At 51.2% G+C, this 16,247-nt stretch carries 11 protein-coding genes; 7 read left to right on the top strand and 4 right to left on the bottom strand.

Annotated features, from left to right (window positions below; translation table 11 throughout):
* Positions 1-34 precede the first annotated feature (34 nt).
* Positions 35-565 (top strand): flavodoxin FldA, encoded by a 531-nt coding sequence (gene fldA, locus WCC56_RS16040; protein WP_424693339.1) that lies wholly within the window; start codon positions 35-37, stop codon positions 563-565.
* Positions 566-924: 359 nt separating this feature from the next.
* Complete coding sequence (fur, locus tag WCC56_RS16035) at positions 925-1,368, top strand: ferric iron uptake transcriptional regulator (protein WP_013201300.1); 444 nt, start codon at positions 925-927, stop codon at positions 1,366-1,368.
* Positions 1,369-1,427: 59 nt separating this feature from the next.
* Here fur and WCC56_RS16030 read toward each other — a convergent pair whose 3' ends face one another.
* From WCC56_RS16030 to nagE, 4 genes are all read right to left on the bottom strand, one after another.
* The gene (locus tag WCC56_RS16030; protein ID WP_424693338.1) at positions 1,428-4,082 is read right to left on the bottom strand and encodes a beta-N-acetylhexosaminidase; all 2,655 of its coding nucleotides are present in this window, start codon (positions 4,080-4,082) and stop codon (positions 1,428-1,430) included.
* Between the two features lie 67 nt (positions 4,083-4,149).
* On the bottom strand, positions 4,150-5,553 hold the full coding sequence (chiP, locus tag WCC56_RS16025) for a chitoporin ChiP (protein WP_424693337.1): 1,404 nt from the start codon (positions 5,551-5,553) through the stop codon (positions 4,150-4,152).
* Between the two features lie 360 nt (positions 5,554-5,913).
* Entirely contained in the window at positions 5,914-7,581 is a 1,668-nt protein-coding gene (gene glnS, locus WCC56_RS16020) for a glutamine--tRNA ligase (RefSeq protein ID WP_424693336.1), read from the bottom strand.
* Positions 7,582-7,733: 152 nt separating this feature from the next.
* On the bottom strand, positions 7,734-9,686 hold the full coding sequence (nagE, locus tag WCC56_RS16015) for a PTS N-acetyl glucosamine transporter subunit IIABC (RefSeq protein WP_424693335.1): 1,953 nt from the start codon (positions 9,684-9,686) through the stop codon (positions 7,734-7,736).
* A 334-nt stretch (positions 9,687-10,020) separates the two neighbouring features.
* On the opposite strand from nagE, the gene nagB reads away from it, so the two are divergent.
* From nagB to asnB, 5 genes are all read left to right on the top strand, one after another.
* Positions 10,021-10,821 carry a glucosamine-6-phosphate deaminase gene (nagB, locus tag WCC56_RS16010; RefSeq protein WP_424693334.1) on the top strand — a complete coding sequence of 267 codons (801 nt, stop codon included), beginning with the start codon at positions 10,021-10,023 and terminating at the stop codon, positions 10,819-10,821.
* A 29-nt stretch (positions 10,822-10,850) separates the two neighbouring features.
* The gene (gene nagA, locus WCC56_RS16005; protein WP_424693333.1) at positions 10,851-11,999 is read left to right on the top strand and encodes an N-acetylglucosamine-6-phosphate deacetylase; all 1,149 of its coding nucleotides are present in this window, start codon (positions 10,851-10,853) and stop codon (positions 11,997-11,999) included.
* Positions 12,000-12,006: 7 nt separating this feature from the next.
* A complete protein-coding gene (gene nagC / locus WCC56_RS16000; protein ID WP_424693332.1) occupies positions 12,007-13,227 on the top strand; it encodes a DNA-binding transcriptional regulator NagC in 1,221 nt (406 codons plus the stop codon).
* Positions 13,227-14,012, top strand: coding sequence for an HAD-IIA family hydrolase (locus WCC56_RS15995; protein WP_424693331.1), 786 nt, complete (start codon positions 13,227-13,229; stop codon positions 14,010-14,012). The genes nagC and WCC56_RS15995 overlap by 1 nt, the downstream gene beginning before the upstream one ends.
* Before the next feature lie 278 nt (positions 14,013-14,290).
* Complete coding sequence (gene asnB / locus WCC56_RS15990; RefSeq protein ID WP_424693330.1) at positions 14,291-15,958, top strand: asparagine synthase B; 1,668 nt, start codon at positions 14,291-14,293, stop codon at positions 15,956-15,958.
* The last annotated feature ends 289 nt before the right edge of the window (positions 15,959-16,247 follow it).

The following is a 16,247-nucleotide window of genomic DNA, read 5'->3' as shown; positions in this document are numbered from 1 at the left end:
ACCCTATCATTAAGTTTCAAGAGGTTAGTAAGTCATGGCAATCGTAGGCATTTTCTTTGGCAGCGATACAGGCAATACCGAAAACATTGCAAAAGTGATCCAGAAGCAACTCGGTACCGAGGTGGCTGAAGTTCATGATATCGCTAAAAGCAGCAAAGAAGACCTTGAAGCCTTTGATATTCTGCTGCTCGGTATTCCTACCTGGTACTACGGCGAAGCGCAGTGCGACTGGGACGATTTCTTCCCAACGTTGGAAGAAATTGATTTCAATGGCAAACTTGTTGCGCTGTTCGGCTGTGGCGATCAGGAAGATTACGCTGAGTACTTCTGTGACGCGATGGGCACCATCCGCGACATTATCGAGCCAAAAGGCGCCGTGATCGTCGGCCACTGGCCAACCGAAGGCTACCATTTTGAAGCTTCTAAAGGGCTGGCGGATGATAAGCACTTCCTCGGTCTGGCAATTGACGAAGATCGTCAGCCAGAGCTCACCAGTGAGCGTACCGAGAAGTGGGTCAAACAGATTTATGATGAGCTCCAGCTGAAAGAAATTCTCGAAGCTTAAGGAGAGCGGCCTGATTGGGAGGTATCTCACATCAGGCCAGTGATTTTTCCTATAGAAGTAATAGACACATTTTTGTAACTTTCATCTGCAAATCTGTAGAATATCGCCATCGGTCACCCGCTTTCTCAGCGCCTTTCGCCCTAATAGCGACTATGATGAGGCAGAGCGAAATGTCAGCCCAGCGCTTGCTCTCACGGACGTAACGACTCTCTCCTTACCTCCCTTGAATGAGATGCATCGTCAGTGGTGTTCATTTCGAAGTATCAGTTCTATAATGAGACGTTTGGCTTTTCGCGACGACCGATGTTCAGGGCTTTTCAGCCACATAGTGACTAGCAAAGTAACAGGACAATATCCGCATGACTGACAATAACACCGCATTAAAGAAGGCCGGCCTGAAAGTCACGCTTCCACGACTTAAAATTCTGGAAGTACTTCAGGAACCTGAGGGCCATCACGTCAGTGCGGAAGACTTGTACAAGCGTCTGATTGACATGGGCGAAGAGATTGGTCTGGCGACGGTTTACCGCGTTCTGAACCAGTTTGATGATGCCGGGATCGTTACCCGTCATAATTTCGAAGGCGGTAAATCCGTTTTTGAACTGACTCAGCAACATCACCACGATCATCTGATTTGCCTGGATTGTGGCAAGGTGATCGAGTTTCGTGATGAAAATATCGAAGCTCGTCAGCGTGACATCGCCACGCGCCACGGCATCAAACTCAGTAACCACAGCCTGTACCTTTACGGTCATTGCTCAACTGGTGACTGCCGTGAAGATGAAACGCTGCACGACAAGTAATCTGCACTAACAGTAAAAACCGGTGAATCTTCACCGGTTTTTTTTTGCCTGCTATTCAGTTACAGCACTTCTGTCCGGCTGAATCGCAGTCCATCAGGACTCCGCGTTCTTAGCAGGACTTTACCTTCAACTGCAGGGTGTTGATCGGCTTGCCAGACCTGCCAGTTCAGCCCTTCATCCATGCTGTACTCAACGGTTAAGCCTGGCAGCTCGGTGTTCACCACCAGCTTGCCCTCTTTTACACTGCCTCCCGGTACGGGCAAACGATACTCTATGCCTGCTTTGTCCAGTTTTGCCAGCTCACGCTGCCCCAGAAGATTAGCAAACCGCTGCCAGTCCTTTAGCTGCGCCTGACGGTCGACAAAACGAGTTTTGCCACCGATATACTCTTTGCCAGCCACATAATTCTGCTCCCAGCCAGCACGGTGCCAGGCACGCTCCGCAACGGACAGAATTCTTGGGAACAGCTTGTGCTCCACCTGCTGGTCTGTGCGGGTCGTTTCACTCCAGAGTTGTGCGGACATGCCATAAGCCCCAGGCCACGGCTTGTCTGACTTAGCCGCAAAGGTTTTGCCATCGCGGTCGAACGAGGTCTCGGCATTTTGCGGCAGGTTATCCGGCGCGAAGTTAAAAATCTTTCTTTCATCCGTGTAGCGCGCTCCCCAGTAATATCCTCTTTCCAGAGGGTTCACCTCTGCCGGGAAATCAACGTAAAGGTAATCAGGGCTGGAAACAATCACTTGATAACCCTTGTTTGCCCAATCGTTGGCCGAATCGAAGCCGCCCCAAAACAGCGTGTCCCAGAAGTTCACCGCCACTTTATCTGTAGCAAACACCCCGGCATTGTCAGCATCTTTCACCCCATCCTGCCAGGCCTGCATTTTATCGATGCCGTGAGCCTTAACCTGTTTACTGACATTCATCGCAAAATAGCTGGGCAGATGATCGAGGTTTTTGACCTTCCCTTCCTGGATCATCTTCTGGCAAACCTGAGATTTTCCCCACGGCTTATCTTGCTGACTCCAGTCCAGTATTCCCGTGCCTTCAACCGGCGTGTTCTTGTCCGAATAGCCCGTTCCTAAGCGAATGTTTTTGGCTTCATCCCCGCCAAAATGCCAGGTTTTTAGCGGCTGCCCGGCGGCTTTGTGCATCGCCTGGATCTCACCGATCACTTTATCGGTAAAGCGTAACGAGGAGCTCAGGCAAGGATTGAGATAACTGGTGCGATCGTAAAGCTGAACAGACGTGGTGTTAGAGGAATCGGTGGGATCGATCAGACGGTATTCAGAAGCCTCTTTTTCCTTACCTTCATTGAACAAGCGATGGTAACGCGCCTCCATCGAAATCACCGCGGCACGGGCGTGGGCTGGCATGTCGATTTCCGGGATAACCTGAATGCCACGGGCATCGGCATATTTCACAATGTCGATGTACTGCTGGCGAGTGAAATGCCCGCTGCCAGTGTTGTCGCTATCCGGGCCAGAACCTAACTGAGGCAGCAGGCAGCGCTTCTCTTCAAGATCATGGCAACGCTTGCTACCAATCGTTGTTAGCTCCGGCAGACCTGGAATTTCAATACGCCAGCCTTCATCATCGGTCAGATGGAAATGGAAGACATTGAGCTTCCATGCTGCCATCTGGTCGAGCATCCGCAGCACCACCTCTTTACTGTGAAAGTTACGCGCTACATCGAGGAAGATTGCCCGGTATTCAAAACGTGGCGCATCGCTGGCTTTTAGAGTGGCAATATTCAGACTGCCATCGGCCGGAATCAGTGAAAGGATCGACTGCAAACCGTACAACACCCCGTTCTGATCATACCCCACCACTTCAGCCTTATTCTTGCCAATACTCAGGGTGTAGCCCCCCGGAACGGACAGCTTTTTATCGAGCGCATTCTTGCCGACCCGAGTGGTGATCGGGTATCCAGCAGGCTGTACTTTCACCCCCAGCTGGTCAAAACGCTGTTTGATGGCCTGTGATTTTTCAGTCGACAGGCTTCCCAGCTCCAGCTTCACCCCACCTGAGAGATCTACATCATCTGAGAATACGGAAACGTTCATCGGAGTGGGAAGGATCTGCCCCCGCAAGGCTGAGGTGGCCACCAACGCAACATCGCTGTTTTTAGTAAAACGGCTCTGCGCATCCATCAGCACGTTCTTATCATCTGCGCTGCGTCGCCACTGATCGCCAAAGGGCTCAACGAAGGTGGTCAACAGCTCGGTATCGGTACTGGCCAGGACTTTTGGCGTAGCATCACCAGATGTTACATACCAGCGTGGCATCACATCGGTGATAAACAACTGCCAGTATTCATTGATTATCGGGATCTCAACGGTTTCGCCCGCCGCGATGCCTGTAAAATTGTCTGTCGGTTCCAGCCGGGTTAAATCTCCTACGATATGCACCATGCGAAACTGATCGCTTTCGACCTTCAGCGTTTCATGCACATTGGACATATAGATAGCCCAGTCCTTGCTGTTGATAGCCGGGCCAGGATTGGTGAGGCTAATCGTTGCACGGTTACAGGAGGCCCAATCGGCCCCCAGTCCGGCGCAGTCAACACCATGCTGGGCGGCAAGGTTATCCGTCACTTTGTACTTCACGCCGAACTGGCTGATTTGATCCACTAGCTGCTGGTTGGCTACGGCTCCGCCACTGGCAAACGCGGTTATCAGTGCGGCGGCAATCAAACTGGCTTTGAACTTTCTCATCCTTTATTCCTTGTTCGTAAGTAGGTCGTTCGCTCAATTTTTGGAAAGACAAACCGCAATGTTCCTGTCACAAAATCGTAAACGGGGCGGTTACAATGAACTTCAGGTCTTTCTCATCCTGGAAGACGTTGCCATAACCGCCGCTCCAACTTGCAAGGTTGGAATGGTTGTCATAACGGGTGTAATGCAGTTTGAATAGCGTGCCTTTCGCTGCGCCCTGCTGCACTTTGTAGAGCAAGTCCAGGTTCCAGGCGGATTCTCTCAGCCGGGTGTTCTGCTGATAGATCGCTTTGGTGCTGGGTTTGGCATCCCAGCCATAGACATAAGAGGTGCCTAGCGAAAGCCCAGGCAGTCCCCACTCTTTCAGTTCATAAAGCACACCTGCGAACAGAGCCTTCTCACCGTTAGCATTGAAGTCAGAACGGCTATCCCACCAGATATCCAACCGGCCATTGGACGTGGCGTAGCCTGGCGTCATACGTTGCAGGAAGTAGCCCTGATTCCCCTCCGCCTTGACCCAGGTTCCTTCAAGACGCAGATCGAAAGGCCCGGCGGTATAGCCGAAGGTTATTGCCTGTAACCAGGCCAGCCCGTCATACACATCATTAGGGTTAGCGGCCCCGCCGTACTCTTTATCGGTGGCACCGTAGAATTGCCAGCTGGTAGTCAGCGGGTTTTGCGCCAGTGAGAAGGCATAAGAAAGTTTGGCGAAATACTGGTCCATATACCCGGCAGCCTGACCAAAAGCCCCTTCCACCAGCAGGTCGTTTTTGAAGTCGTATTTTGCGCCTGCGGAATGCAGGTAGGAGAGGCCAGTTTGCCCGTCGGCCTTGCGGAAGTTGTAGGTATTGCGATACCAGGGTGCCTTGTATTCATCACTCCACATGTAGGAGAGTGACAGCTCACCGGCTTCAGCAAAGTCGTACTTTGCCCCCACCTCAGCACCACGATAGGTGCCAGGCAAAAAACTCCAGTTAGGCGCCAGCAGCGACTGCCCCTGAGGCTGTAAATAACCGGCCCGTAGCCAGTAGTCATTGAGTTTAAATTTCACTGCAGCCTGATAAATGCTCGCACCATTTTTATTCCCGCTCCACTTTTCATCCCAGCGGGTATTCGCATCACTGAAGCCTATTTCATTTGGCGCTGCCGGGCCTTTATCTGACATTTCCAGCGCACCAAATACGGCTAAATCCACACCAATAAAGTTTGCAGCGTAGCCAGAAGAGAAATCCAGATTACTGTTAAAAGTTGAATGATGGAGGTTCTGTTGATATTGACCGTATTTATCGCTATCAGGATTGAGGTCTTTTCGTTCACGATGCCGTTGCCAGTAATAAACGCCGCCCGTAAGTGAGGCATCATCCATAAAACCGGCAGCAGTAACTTCAGGAATAAAAAAGACACCAGAGAGAGCGATACAACAGGCAACCGTGCCCGTCAGCACCGGCTGTGAGGCGGTAAGAAACGACATAGATAACCTCTCTTCCATAAGAGTAAAGCCCAGGACAGGCGTGATATCAATTGGTTATAAGAGTCCATAACAGACGGAAACTCAAAGATGATGATATTTTTCGCGACGCGAATTATCAATGACTATTTCAAAGCGAAAGAGGAAAGTATGAGCAATGACACAAAAAATTGACTGCTTGCTGAATAACGACAAATAACATCGCTAATACGCCGTAAAAATTAACAAATCATGCATTAATAAATCCAGAAAATAAACCACCATGGAAATACTTTAACCACAGATTAATAACATCCTTATATCTTATTAACGCAAAAAAAATGCAGCCCGAAGGCTGCATTTTTGTCAGGTAATCAGAGCGCGTTAGTCGCCCACTTTCGCCCAGGTATCACGCAGGCCAACGGTGCGGTTAAACACCAGATTGGTGGCGCTGGAATAACGGCTGTCAGCACAGAAATAGCCTTCACGCTCGAACTGATACGGGCTGTTGGCTTCTGCCTTCTGCAGGCCTGGCTCGACAAAGCCCTGACGGATCAACAAAGACTCAGGGTTAATCGTGGTCATAAAGTCTTCTGCCGCACCCGGATTTGGCACGCTGAACAAACGATCATACAGGCGGAATTCAGCTGGAAGTGCATGCTCAGCAGACACCCAGTGAATAACGCCTTTCACTTTACGGCCATCAGCCGGATCTTTGCTTAACGTCTCGGTATCGCAGGTACAGAACAGGCAAGTAATGTTGCCCTCTTCGTCCTTCGCAATACGTTCAGCTTTGATCACATAAGCATTGCGCAGGCGAACTTCTTTGCCCAGCACCAGACGCTTGTACTGCTTGTTGGCTTCTTCACGGAAGTCCGCACGATCGATATAAATTTCACGGCTGAACGGAACTTCACGCGTGCCCATCTCCGGTTTATTCGGATGATTAGGCATGGTGATAATCTCTTCATGATTAGCTGGCAGGTTTTCAATCACCACCTTAACCGGATCCATCACCGCCATCGCACGTGGAGCGTTCTCGTTCAGATCGTCGCGGATACAGGATTCAAGTGAAGCCATCTCAACGATATTGTCCTGCTTGGTCACGCCGATACGGCGGCAGAACTCGCGGATTGAACCCGCGGTATAACCACGACGGCGCAAACCGGAAACGGTCAGCATACGTGGGTCATCCCAGCCTTCCACAACCTTCTCAGTCACCAGACGGTTCAGGTTACGCTTGGACATAATGGCGTATTCAAGATTCAGGCGAGAGAACTCGTACTGACGCGGATGCATCGGAATAGTGATGTTATCCAGCACCCAGTCATACAGGCGGCGGTTATCCTGGAACTCTAACGTACAGAGTGAATGCGTGATCCCTTCCAGCGCATCGGAAATGCAGTGGGTGAAGTCATACATTGGATAGATGCACCACTTATTACCGGTCTGGTGATGCTCGGCAAACTTAATGCGGTACAGAACCGGATCGCGCATCACGATAAAGCTGGAAGCCATATCGATTTTCGCACGCAGGCAGGCAGTCCCCTCGGCAAATTCACCGTTGCGCATTTTTGCAAACAGCGCCAGGTTCTCTTCTACAGTGCGATCGCGGTACGGGCTATTTTTACCTGGCGCTGTCAGCGTTCCGCGGTATTCACGGATCTGCTCAGGGCTCAGTTCGTCAACATAGGCCAGGCCTTTGTTGATCAACTCAACCGCGTAATTATGCAGTTGGTCGAAATAGTCAGAGGAGTAGCGAACATTGCCAGTCCACTCGAAACCCAGCCACTGCACGTCTTGTTTGATTGACTCAACAAACTCCAGGTCTTCTTTGACCGGGTTGGTGTCATCAAAACGCAGGTTGCACTGGCCTTGATAATCTTGCGCAATACCAAAGTTAAGACAGATAGACTTGGCATGGCCAATGTGCAGATAACCATTCGGCTCCGGCGGGAAGCGGGTATGCACGCTGGCATGTTTACCGGTCGCCAGATCTTCGTCGATGATCTGACGAATAAAGTTAGTTGGGCGGGCTTCAGCCTCACTCATCTTAATTTCCTCAGTAATGCTTAGCATAAGAAGTGCGTGAAATAACGGAGTATGATCCACAAAGCCGGGAAGGGAAACAACCGTTTGTTGCGGTAAAACGATAAAAAAAGGGTGGGAATCACTTCCCACCCTTCAGTGTCACTCAAGAAGAGTTAGCCATTAATGTCGAACAGGCGACTTTCACCGGCTACCACGGTTTGACCGGCATGCAACGTAATGCCGCTGTAATCTTCAATATTGCTGACCACAACCGGGCTAATCATCGAGCGGGCATTGGCATTCAGGAAGGCCAGATCCATTTCGAGGACCGGCTGACCTGCCGTAACCTGAGTCCCTTCTTCCACCAGACGGGTAAAGCCTTTGCCTTCCAGCCCAACGGTGTCCAGACCCATATGCACCACCACTTCTACGCCCTTCTCTGTTTCCAGACAGAAGGCGTGGTTGGTGTTGAAGATTTTCACCACGGTACCCGCAGCAGGAGAAACCACGGTGCTGCTGGTTGGCTTGATAGCCAGGCCTTCACCTACCGCTTTGCTGGCGAACGCTTCATCAGGAACCTGCTCCAGCGCGACCACTTCACCGCTGACTGGCGCAACCAGCGTAGCAATGATGCCTTTAGGGGCGTTTGGAACCGCTTGAGGAGCCACTTTAGCCGCCTGAGGTGCAGGCGCTGTAGAGGCAGACCAGGCGGCAATCGGGCCTTTAGCAATCAGCTTTTTCATCACTTCAGCGATGGATTCTGCTTTTGCACCCACAATCACCTGAACGGTTTGCTTGTTCAGTTTCACAATACCGGAAGCACCAAGGCGCTTACAGGCAGCATCGTTTACCAGGCTTGAATCTTTCACAGACAGACGCAGACGGGTAATACAGGCATCAATAATTTGCAGGTTATCGGAACCGCCGATCGCCGCAACATATTGCTGGGAAAGCTGGTTCAGCCCTTCCTCGGTGTTGCTGTTGGCTTCATTGTCGACCACTTCCTCGCTCGCATCTTCACGGCCAGGTGTTTTCAGGTTAAACATGCGGATCACCGCTGTGAACAGCACAAAGTAGATGCCGAATGCCGCCAAGCCCATCACCAACAGCATCCAGACGTTTTTACTGGCCGCTGGCAGGTTGTACATCAAGGTGTAGTCAATCGCACCTGCTGAGAAGGAGAAGCCAGCGTGGATGCCCAGAGCTGTGGCAATGTACAGGCTGATTCCGGTTAACAGCGCATGGATCAGATAGAGCATCGGCGCCAGGAACATGAACAGGAATTCCAGCGGCTCAGTCACACCGGTCAGGAACGCGGTGATTGCCACGGAAAGCAGCATACCGCCAACCATTGGACGACGCTCTTTCGGTGCAGCCAGGTACATCGCTAACGCTGCGCCAGGCAAACCGAACATCATGATTGGGAAGAAGCCAGACATGAACATGCCTGCGGTGCCATCCCCAGCGTAGAAGCGGTTGATATCACCGTGGAACACCGCACCGGCCGCATTGTGGAACTCACCAATCTGGAACCAGGCAATGGTGTTAAGCACCTGATGCAGACCGGTCGGGATCAACAGACGGTTAACGAAACCAAAGACGCCGGCACCGAACGCCCCTTCCGAAACAATCCATTCACCACCAGAGTGAATAGCTGCCTGAACCGGAGGCCAGATATAGCCGAAGATCGCGGCCAGTATCAGACAGAAGAAGCCAGTTGCGATAGGAACAAAGCGCTTGCCACCAAAGAAGCTCAGGAAGTCAGGCAGTTTGATATCAGACCAGCGGTTATAAGTAGCACCGGCCACCAGCCCGGTAATGATACCGGCCAGTACACCCATATTGATTGCTGGGTTGATGGTGACCATGGATTTGGTCAGGATGAAGTAGCCCACCGCACCAGCCAGTGCAGCCGCACCAGCATTGTCTTTCGACCAGGTTGAGGCCACACCGATGGCGAAAATCAGCGCCAGGTTGTCAAAAATCGCGCCGCCACCTTGAGCGATAAACGGCATATTGAGTAAATCTGGCTGGCCGAAGCGCAGCATCAATGCTGCAACCGGCAAAACCGCAATTGGCAGCTGTAACGACCGCCCTAATCTTTGAAAGAACCCGAGTATATTCACATTTCCCCCTTTGAGATCCGCTATGCGCAACTAGCCGTTTTCTATTTTTATCACGGCTTGCTGGTTTCTGTATGACACGTTAACCACGGTACGGAGTGTAAAAAGAAATTAATTCGCTTCGCAAATTAATTCGCTCTGTTTGTGACTTTTATCACCAAATAACAGATGAAAATCCGTATCAGGCTGGCTATCACCGCAAACTTATTTTATGATCCGAATTATCCAGACGGATTTATTCCTCGCGGAGACCGGACAGGACGCGTTACGCTTAAGTGCCCTGCACGCTGGACACCGTCTGACTCCCTTAAACATGCTTGCTACTATGAGGTGAAACATGAGACTGATTCCTTTAGCTACCCCGACCCAGGTTGGAAAATGGGCCGCTCGCCATATCGTCAATCGCATTAATGCTTTCAACCCTACCGCGGACCGTCCTTTTGTCCTCGGTCTGCCAACCGGTGGCACCCCACTGGAAGCGTACAAGCATTTAATCGATATGCATAAAGCAGGCCAGGTTAGCTTTAAAAACGTGGTGACCTTTAACATGGATGAATATGTTGGCCTGCCAAAGGAGCATCCGGAAAGCTATCACAGCTTCATGTACCGCAACTTTTTCGATCATGTTGATATTCAACCAGAAAACATCAATCTTCTGAATGGCAATGCCCCAGATATTGACGCAGAATGTCGCCAGTATGAGGAGAAGATCCGTTCTTACGGCAAAATTAACCTGTTTATGGGGGGTGTAGGCAACGACGGTCATATTGCCTTCAATGAACCAGCCTCATCGCTGGCTTCACGTACCCGTATCAAAACCCTGACCCATGATACCCGCGTAGCCAATTCTCGTTTCTTCGATGGTGATGTAAACCAGGTGCCTAAATATGCGCTGACTGTGGGCGTGGGTACACTTTTAGATGCCGAAGAAGTGATGATTCTGGTGATTGGTCATGTGAAAGCGCAGGCTCTTCAGGCCGCCGTAGAAGGCAATGTAAATCATATGTGGACGATCAGCTGCCTGCAGCTGCACGCCAAATCCGTGGTGGTCTGTGATGAACCAGCCACCATGGAACTGAAAGTGAAAACTGTTAAGTATTTCCGCGAGATGGAAGCAGAAAACGTCATAAATCTGTAAATCACTACGGAAACAGCCGGGAGAATATTATGTACGCTTTAACCCATGGCCGGATTTTTACCGGTCACGAAATATTGGATAATCATGCTGTTATCATTGCTGATGGCTTGATTGAGCGCGTGTGCGCCCTGAGTGATGTCCCTGCTGGCGTGACGACGCGTGACGTGGGTGGTGCGATAATTGCTCCCGGCTTTATCGATCTGCAGCTGAATGGCTGTGGTGGCGTTCAGTTCAATGATGATCTCAGCGCACTGAGCGTGGAAACGCTGACGACCATGCAGCAGGCCAATGAAAGATCAGGCTGCACCAGCTATCTGCCTACACTTATTACCAGCACCGACGAAATGATGAAGCGTGCGGTGGAAGTGATGCGCGCATACCTTTCGCAAAACGCCAATAAAGCGCTGGGTTTGCACCTTGAGGGCCCATGGCTGAGCCCAAAAAAACCAGGCACTCATCCGCCTGAATTGATCCGTAAGCCCGACCAGGCGCTGGTGGACTTTCTTTGTGCCAATGCGGATGTGATTGGCCAAATCACCCTTGCGCCTGAGCAGGTTGATAGCGCGGTGATCCGTCAGCTGCGCGAAGCCGGTATCGTCATTTCAGCCGGGCATTCCCATGCCACCCATGATGAAGCACGCGAGGGTATCAGTGCCGGCGTCAGTTTCGCCACCCACTTATATAACGCCATGCCAACCATCACTGGCCGTGAACCTGGGCTAATCGGTGCGCTGTTTGATTCACCGAATGTCTACTGCGGTATCATTGCTGATGGTTTACATGTTCACTACGCTAACATCCGTAATGCCAAACGCATTAAAGGTGACAAACTGATCCTGGTGACCGATGCCACCGCGCCAGCTGGTGCGACCATTGACCAGTTCATTTTTGCAGGAAAAACAATATACTATCGTGATGGACTCTGCGTTGACGAGAACGGCACGCTCAGTGGCTCCGCACTGACTATGATTGAAGCTGTAGCGAACAGCGTTGAACATGTTGGTATCTCACTGGACGAAACGCTGCGAATGGCAACGTTGTACCCTGCACGGGCTATGGGTGTTGAGAAAAAGTTAGGATCGATTGAAGCCGGAAAAGTGGCTAACCTGACGGTTTTCACCCGTGACTACAAAATAATCCAGACTATCGTTAATGGTGACGAAGTCTTAAGCGAGTAGATACTGAATGACCACTGGCGGCCAGGCTCAAATAGGAAATGTCGATCTTGTTAAGCAACTTAATAGCGCGGCCGTTTACCGGCTAATCGACCAGCAAGGGCCGATTTCGCGCATTCAGATTGCCGAACACAGCCAGCTAGCCCCCGCCAGCGTCACCAAAATCACCCGCCAGCTTATTGAGCGCGGGCTGATTAAAGAAGTTGATCAGCAGGCCTCTACCGGAGGCCGTCGCGCCATTTCCATCATTACTGAAACCCGGGGTTTTCACACCATCGGTGTCCGCCTTGGCCGCAGTGATGCGACCCTGACACTGTTTGATCTGAGCGGAAAATCTCTGGCGCAGGAAGACTATGCGCTGCCGGAACGCACTCAGGAAACGCTGGAAAACGCCCTCTTTCATGCTATTGCCAGCTTCAGCGAGCAGCACCAGCGCAAAGTGCGTGAACTGATAGCTATCTCAGTTATCCTGCCCGGCCTGGTGGACCCGAATAACGGCATCATTAAATACATGCCGCATATTCATGTTCATCACTGGCCGCTGGTGACAAATCTGCAAAAACGTTTCAACGTCACCAGCTTCGTCGGTCACGATATCCGCAGTCTTGCGCTTGCGGAGCACTATTTTGGTGCATCACGCGATTGCGCAGACTCTATTCTGGTGCGTGTCCATCGTGGGACGGGCGCCGGGATCATCGCCAATGGCCATATTTTCCTCGGCAGCAACGGCAACGTGGGTGAAATAGGGCATATTCAGGTCGATGCGCTGGGTGAACGTTGCCACTGTGGCAACTTTGGCTGTCTGGAAACTATTGCTGCTAATGGCGCTATTGAAAACCGGGTTCGCCATTTACTCACTCAAGGCTATCCAAGCTCACTGACGCTGGATGATTGCCATATGCCGCAGATCTGCAAAGCGGCTAACCGGGGCGATGCGCTGGCAGTCGAAGTGATTGACTACGTTGGACGGCACCTGGGTAAAGCGATTGCCATTGCCATCAATCTGTTTAATCCGCAGAAAGTGGTGATCGCTGGTGAAATAACCGAAGCAGACAAAGTGCTGTTGGCAGCCATCGAGGGCTGTATTAATACTCAGGTTCTGAAAGCTTTCCGCAAGAATCTGCCAGTGGTACGCTCAGAGATTGATCATCGTTCTGCCATAGGCGCGTTTGCGCTGGCAAAACGGGCCATGCTTAACGGCATCTTATTACAACATTTACTGGAAGGTTAATGAGCGCTTTGACCCTGTCGGACAGTGAAACTGCCACAATTAAAAATGTCATCTGCGATATAGATGGCGTACTGATGCATGACAACACCGCCGTTCCGGGTGCGAATGAGTTCCTGCAACGGATTATGGAAAAAGGGATGCCGCTGGTGGTACTCACCAACTACCCTTCCCAGACCTCACTCGATCTCGCTAACCGCTTTGCCTCTGCCGGGATCGATCTGCCTGATAGCGTCTTTTATACTTCCGCGATGGCTACGGCCGATTTTCTGCGCCGCCAGGAAGGGAAAAAAGCCTACGTTATTGGAGAAGGTGCGCTGATCCACGAGCTGTATAAAGCCGGTTTCACCATCACTGACGTGAATCCGGATTTCGTTATCGTCGGCGAAACACGTTCCTTCAACTGGGACATGATGCATAAAGCGGCTTACCATGTTGCCAATGGCGCCCGGTTTATTGCAACGAATCCCGATACTCATGCACGCGGCTTTGTGCCTGCCTGTGGCGCGCTCTGCGCGGGTATAGAGAAGATCTCTGGTCGCCAGCCGTTTTATGTTGGCAAACCAAGCCCGTGGATTATCCGCGCGGCATTAAACAAGATGCAGGCCCATTCGGAAGAAACGGTGATTGTCGGTGACAACCTGCGTACGGATATTCTGGCTGGCTTCCAGGCTGGACTTGAGACAATCCTGGTGCTGTCAGGCGTTTCCACTCTCAGTGATGTGGATGCGATGCCCTTCCGGCCGAGCTGGATTTATCCCTCGGTGGCAGATATTGACATTATCTGACGATCAGCCCGGCCACTGTGTCGGGCTTTTTTTTACCCTCGCCTGCTCACTCCTTGACCACCCCGCTAAAAACATTAACGATTCAACAATAAATAACGATTTTTATTGCGGATCCATCAACATTTCACGCCAGTGAACAGACTATTTTTCAGAGAAAAGCTAAAACACTTGCTCACATCGATGATATAGAGCATTTTCTTATACATCGGCGAAAAATGTCGCCATTCTTCATTCACGAATCATCATCACCGTTCAGGGATGCCGTAAGGGAGTTAGCTATGTGTTCTATTTTTGGTGTGTTGGATCTGAAAAGCGATCCGGTTGAACTGCGTAAGAAAGCGCTGGAGCTTTCCCGTCTGATGCGTCACCGTGGCCCGGACTGGTCCGGCGTCTATGCCAACGACCACGCCATTCTGGCGCATGAACGTCTGTCTATTGTTGACGTGAACAACGGTGCTCAGCCACTTTACAACGCGGACCACACCCATGTTCTGGCAGTGAACGGTGAAATCTACAACCATCAGGCGCTGCGTGCAGAGCTGAGCGATCGTTACGAATTCCAGACCGAATCTGACTGTGAAGTGATTCTGGCGCTGTATCAGGAAAAGGGCGTTGATTTTCTTGATGACCTGCAGGGCATGTTCGCTTTCATCCTGTATGACAGTGTGAAAAACTCCTACCTGATTGGCCGTGACCATATCGGGATCATCCCGCTGTATATGGGTAACGATGAGCACGGTAACCTGTTTGTGGCTTCAGAAATGAAAGCGCTGGTCCCGGTGTGTAAATCGATCAAAGAGTTCCCTCCTGGAAGCTACATGTCCAGCACCGACGGTGAAATCCGCCGATACTGGCAGCGCGACTGGTTCAGCTATGAAGCCGTTGAACACAACAAAACTGACGCTGTTGAGCTGAAAGACGCGCTGGAAGAAGCGGTGAAAAGCCACCTGATGTCAGACGTCCCTTACGGCGTGCTGCTGTCTGGCGGTCTGGATTCTTCCATTATCTCTGCTGTTACCAAAAAATACGCCGCTAAGCGTGTTGAGGATCAGGACAAGAGCGAAGCCTGGTGGCCACAGCTGCACTCCTTCGCCGTAGGTCTGGAAGGTTCACCGGATCTGAAAGCAGCAAAATCGGTTGCTGAACATCTTGGCACCGTGCACCACGAGATCCATTTCACCGTGCAGGAAGGTCTGGATGCGATCCGCGATGTTATCTATCACATCGAAACCTATGACGTGACCACCATTCGTGCCTCTACACCAATGTATCTGATGTCCCGTAAGATCAAAGCCATGGGCATCAAGATGGTGCTGTCTGGCGAAGGCGCAGATGAAGTGTTTGGCGGCTACCTGTACTTCCATAAAGCGCCAAACGCTAAAGAGTTCCACGAAGAAAACGTCCGTAAATTGCTGGCGCTGCACATGTTTGACTGTGCGCGCGCCAACAAAGCAATGTCTGCCTGGGGTGTTGAAGCTCGCGTTCCCTTCCTGGATAAAAAATTCCTCGATGTGGCGATGCGCATCAACCCGGCTGATAAACTGTGTGGCAGCAATGGCAAGATGGAAAAACACATCCTGCGTGAGTGCTTCTCCTCTTATCTGCCAGAAAGCGTTGCCTGGCGCCAGAAAGAGCAGTTCTCTGACGGGGTTGGCTACAGCTGGATTGATACGCTGAAAGAAGTGGCGGCGAAGCAGGTAACCGATCAGCAATTGCAGACGGCTCACTTCCGTTTCCCTTACAACACGCCGAGCTCAAAAGAAGGCTATTTGTACCGCGAAATCTTTGAAGAGCAGTTCCCGCTGGCAAGCGCAGCAGAATGCGTGCCTGGGGGCCCTTCTGTGGCCTGTTCTTCAGCAAAAGCCATTGAGTGGGACGAAGCGTTCAAAACCATGGACGATCCGTCTGGGCGCGCTGTAGGCGTTCACCAGTCTGCTTATAAATAACCGACTGCTTTGCGTCAGAAAACGGGCCGCTTGCGGCCCGTCATTGTTTATAAATTCGCTGATTACCTTCATATTTTGTTGTTTTATTCGCCAGGCTGGTTATAAGCCAGACAAACGACACGTTTCAGGGAAAAAACGCTAAAAAAATTGTTGACGCTAACAGGTCAACTCCGCATAATGCGCCCCGCAACGCCGATGAAGGTAACGCGAAAAAAAGATGGCTACGTAGCTCAGCTGGTTAGAGCACAGCACTCATAATGCTGGGGTCACAGGTTCGATTCCCGTCGTA

Origin of the sequence: Erwinia sp., from assembly GCF_049696395.1 — a bacterium.
In the GTDB taxonomy this organism is placed as follows: Bacteria; Pseudomonadota; Gammaproteobacteria; order Enterobacterales; family Enterobacteriaceae; genus Erwinia.
The sequence above is the reverse complement of the archived record's forward strand: the minus strand, read 5'-3'. Positions and strand labels throughout refer to the sequence as shown.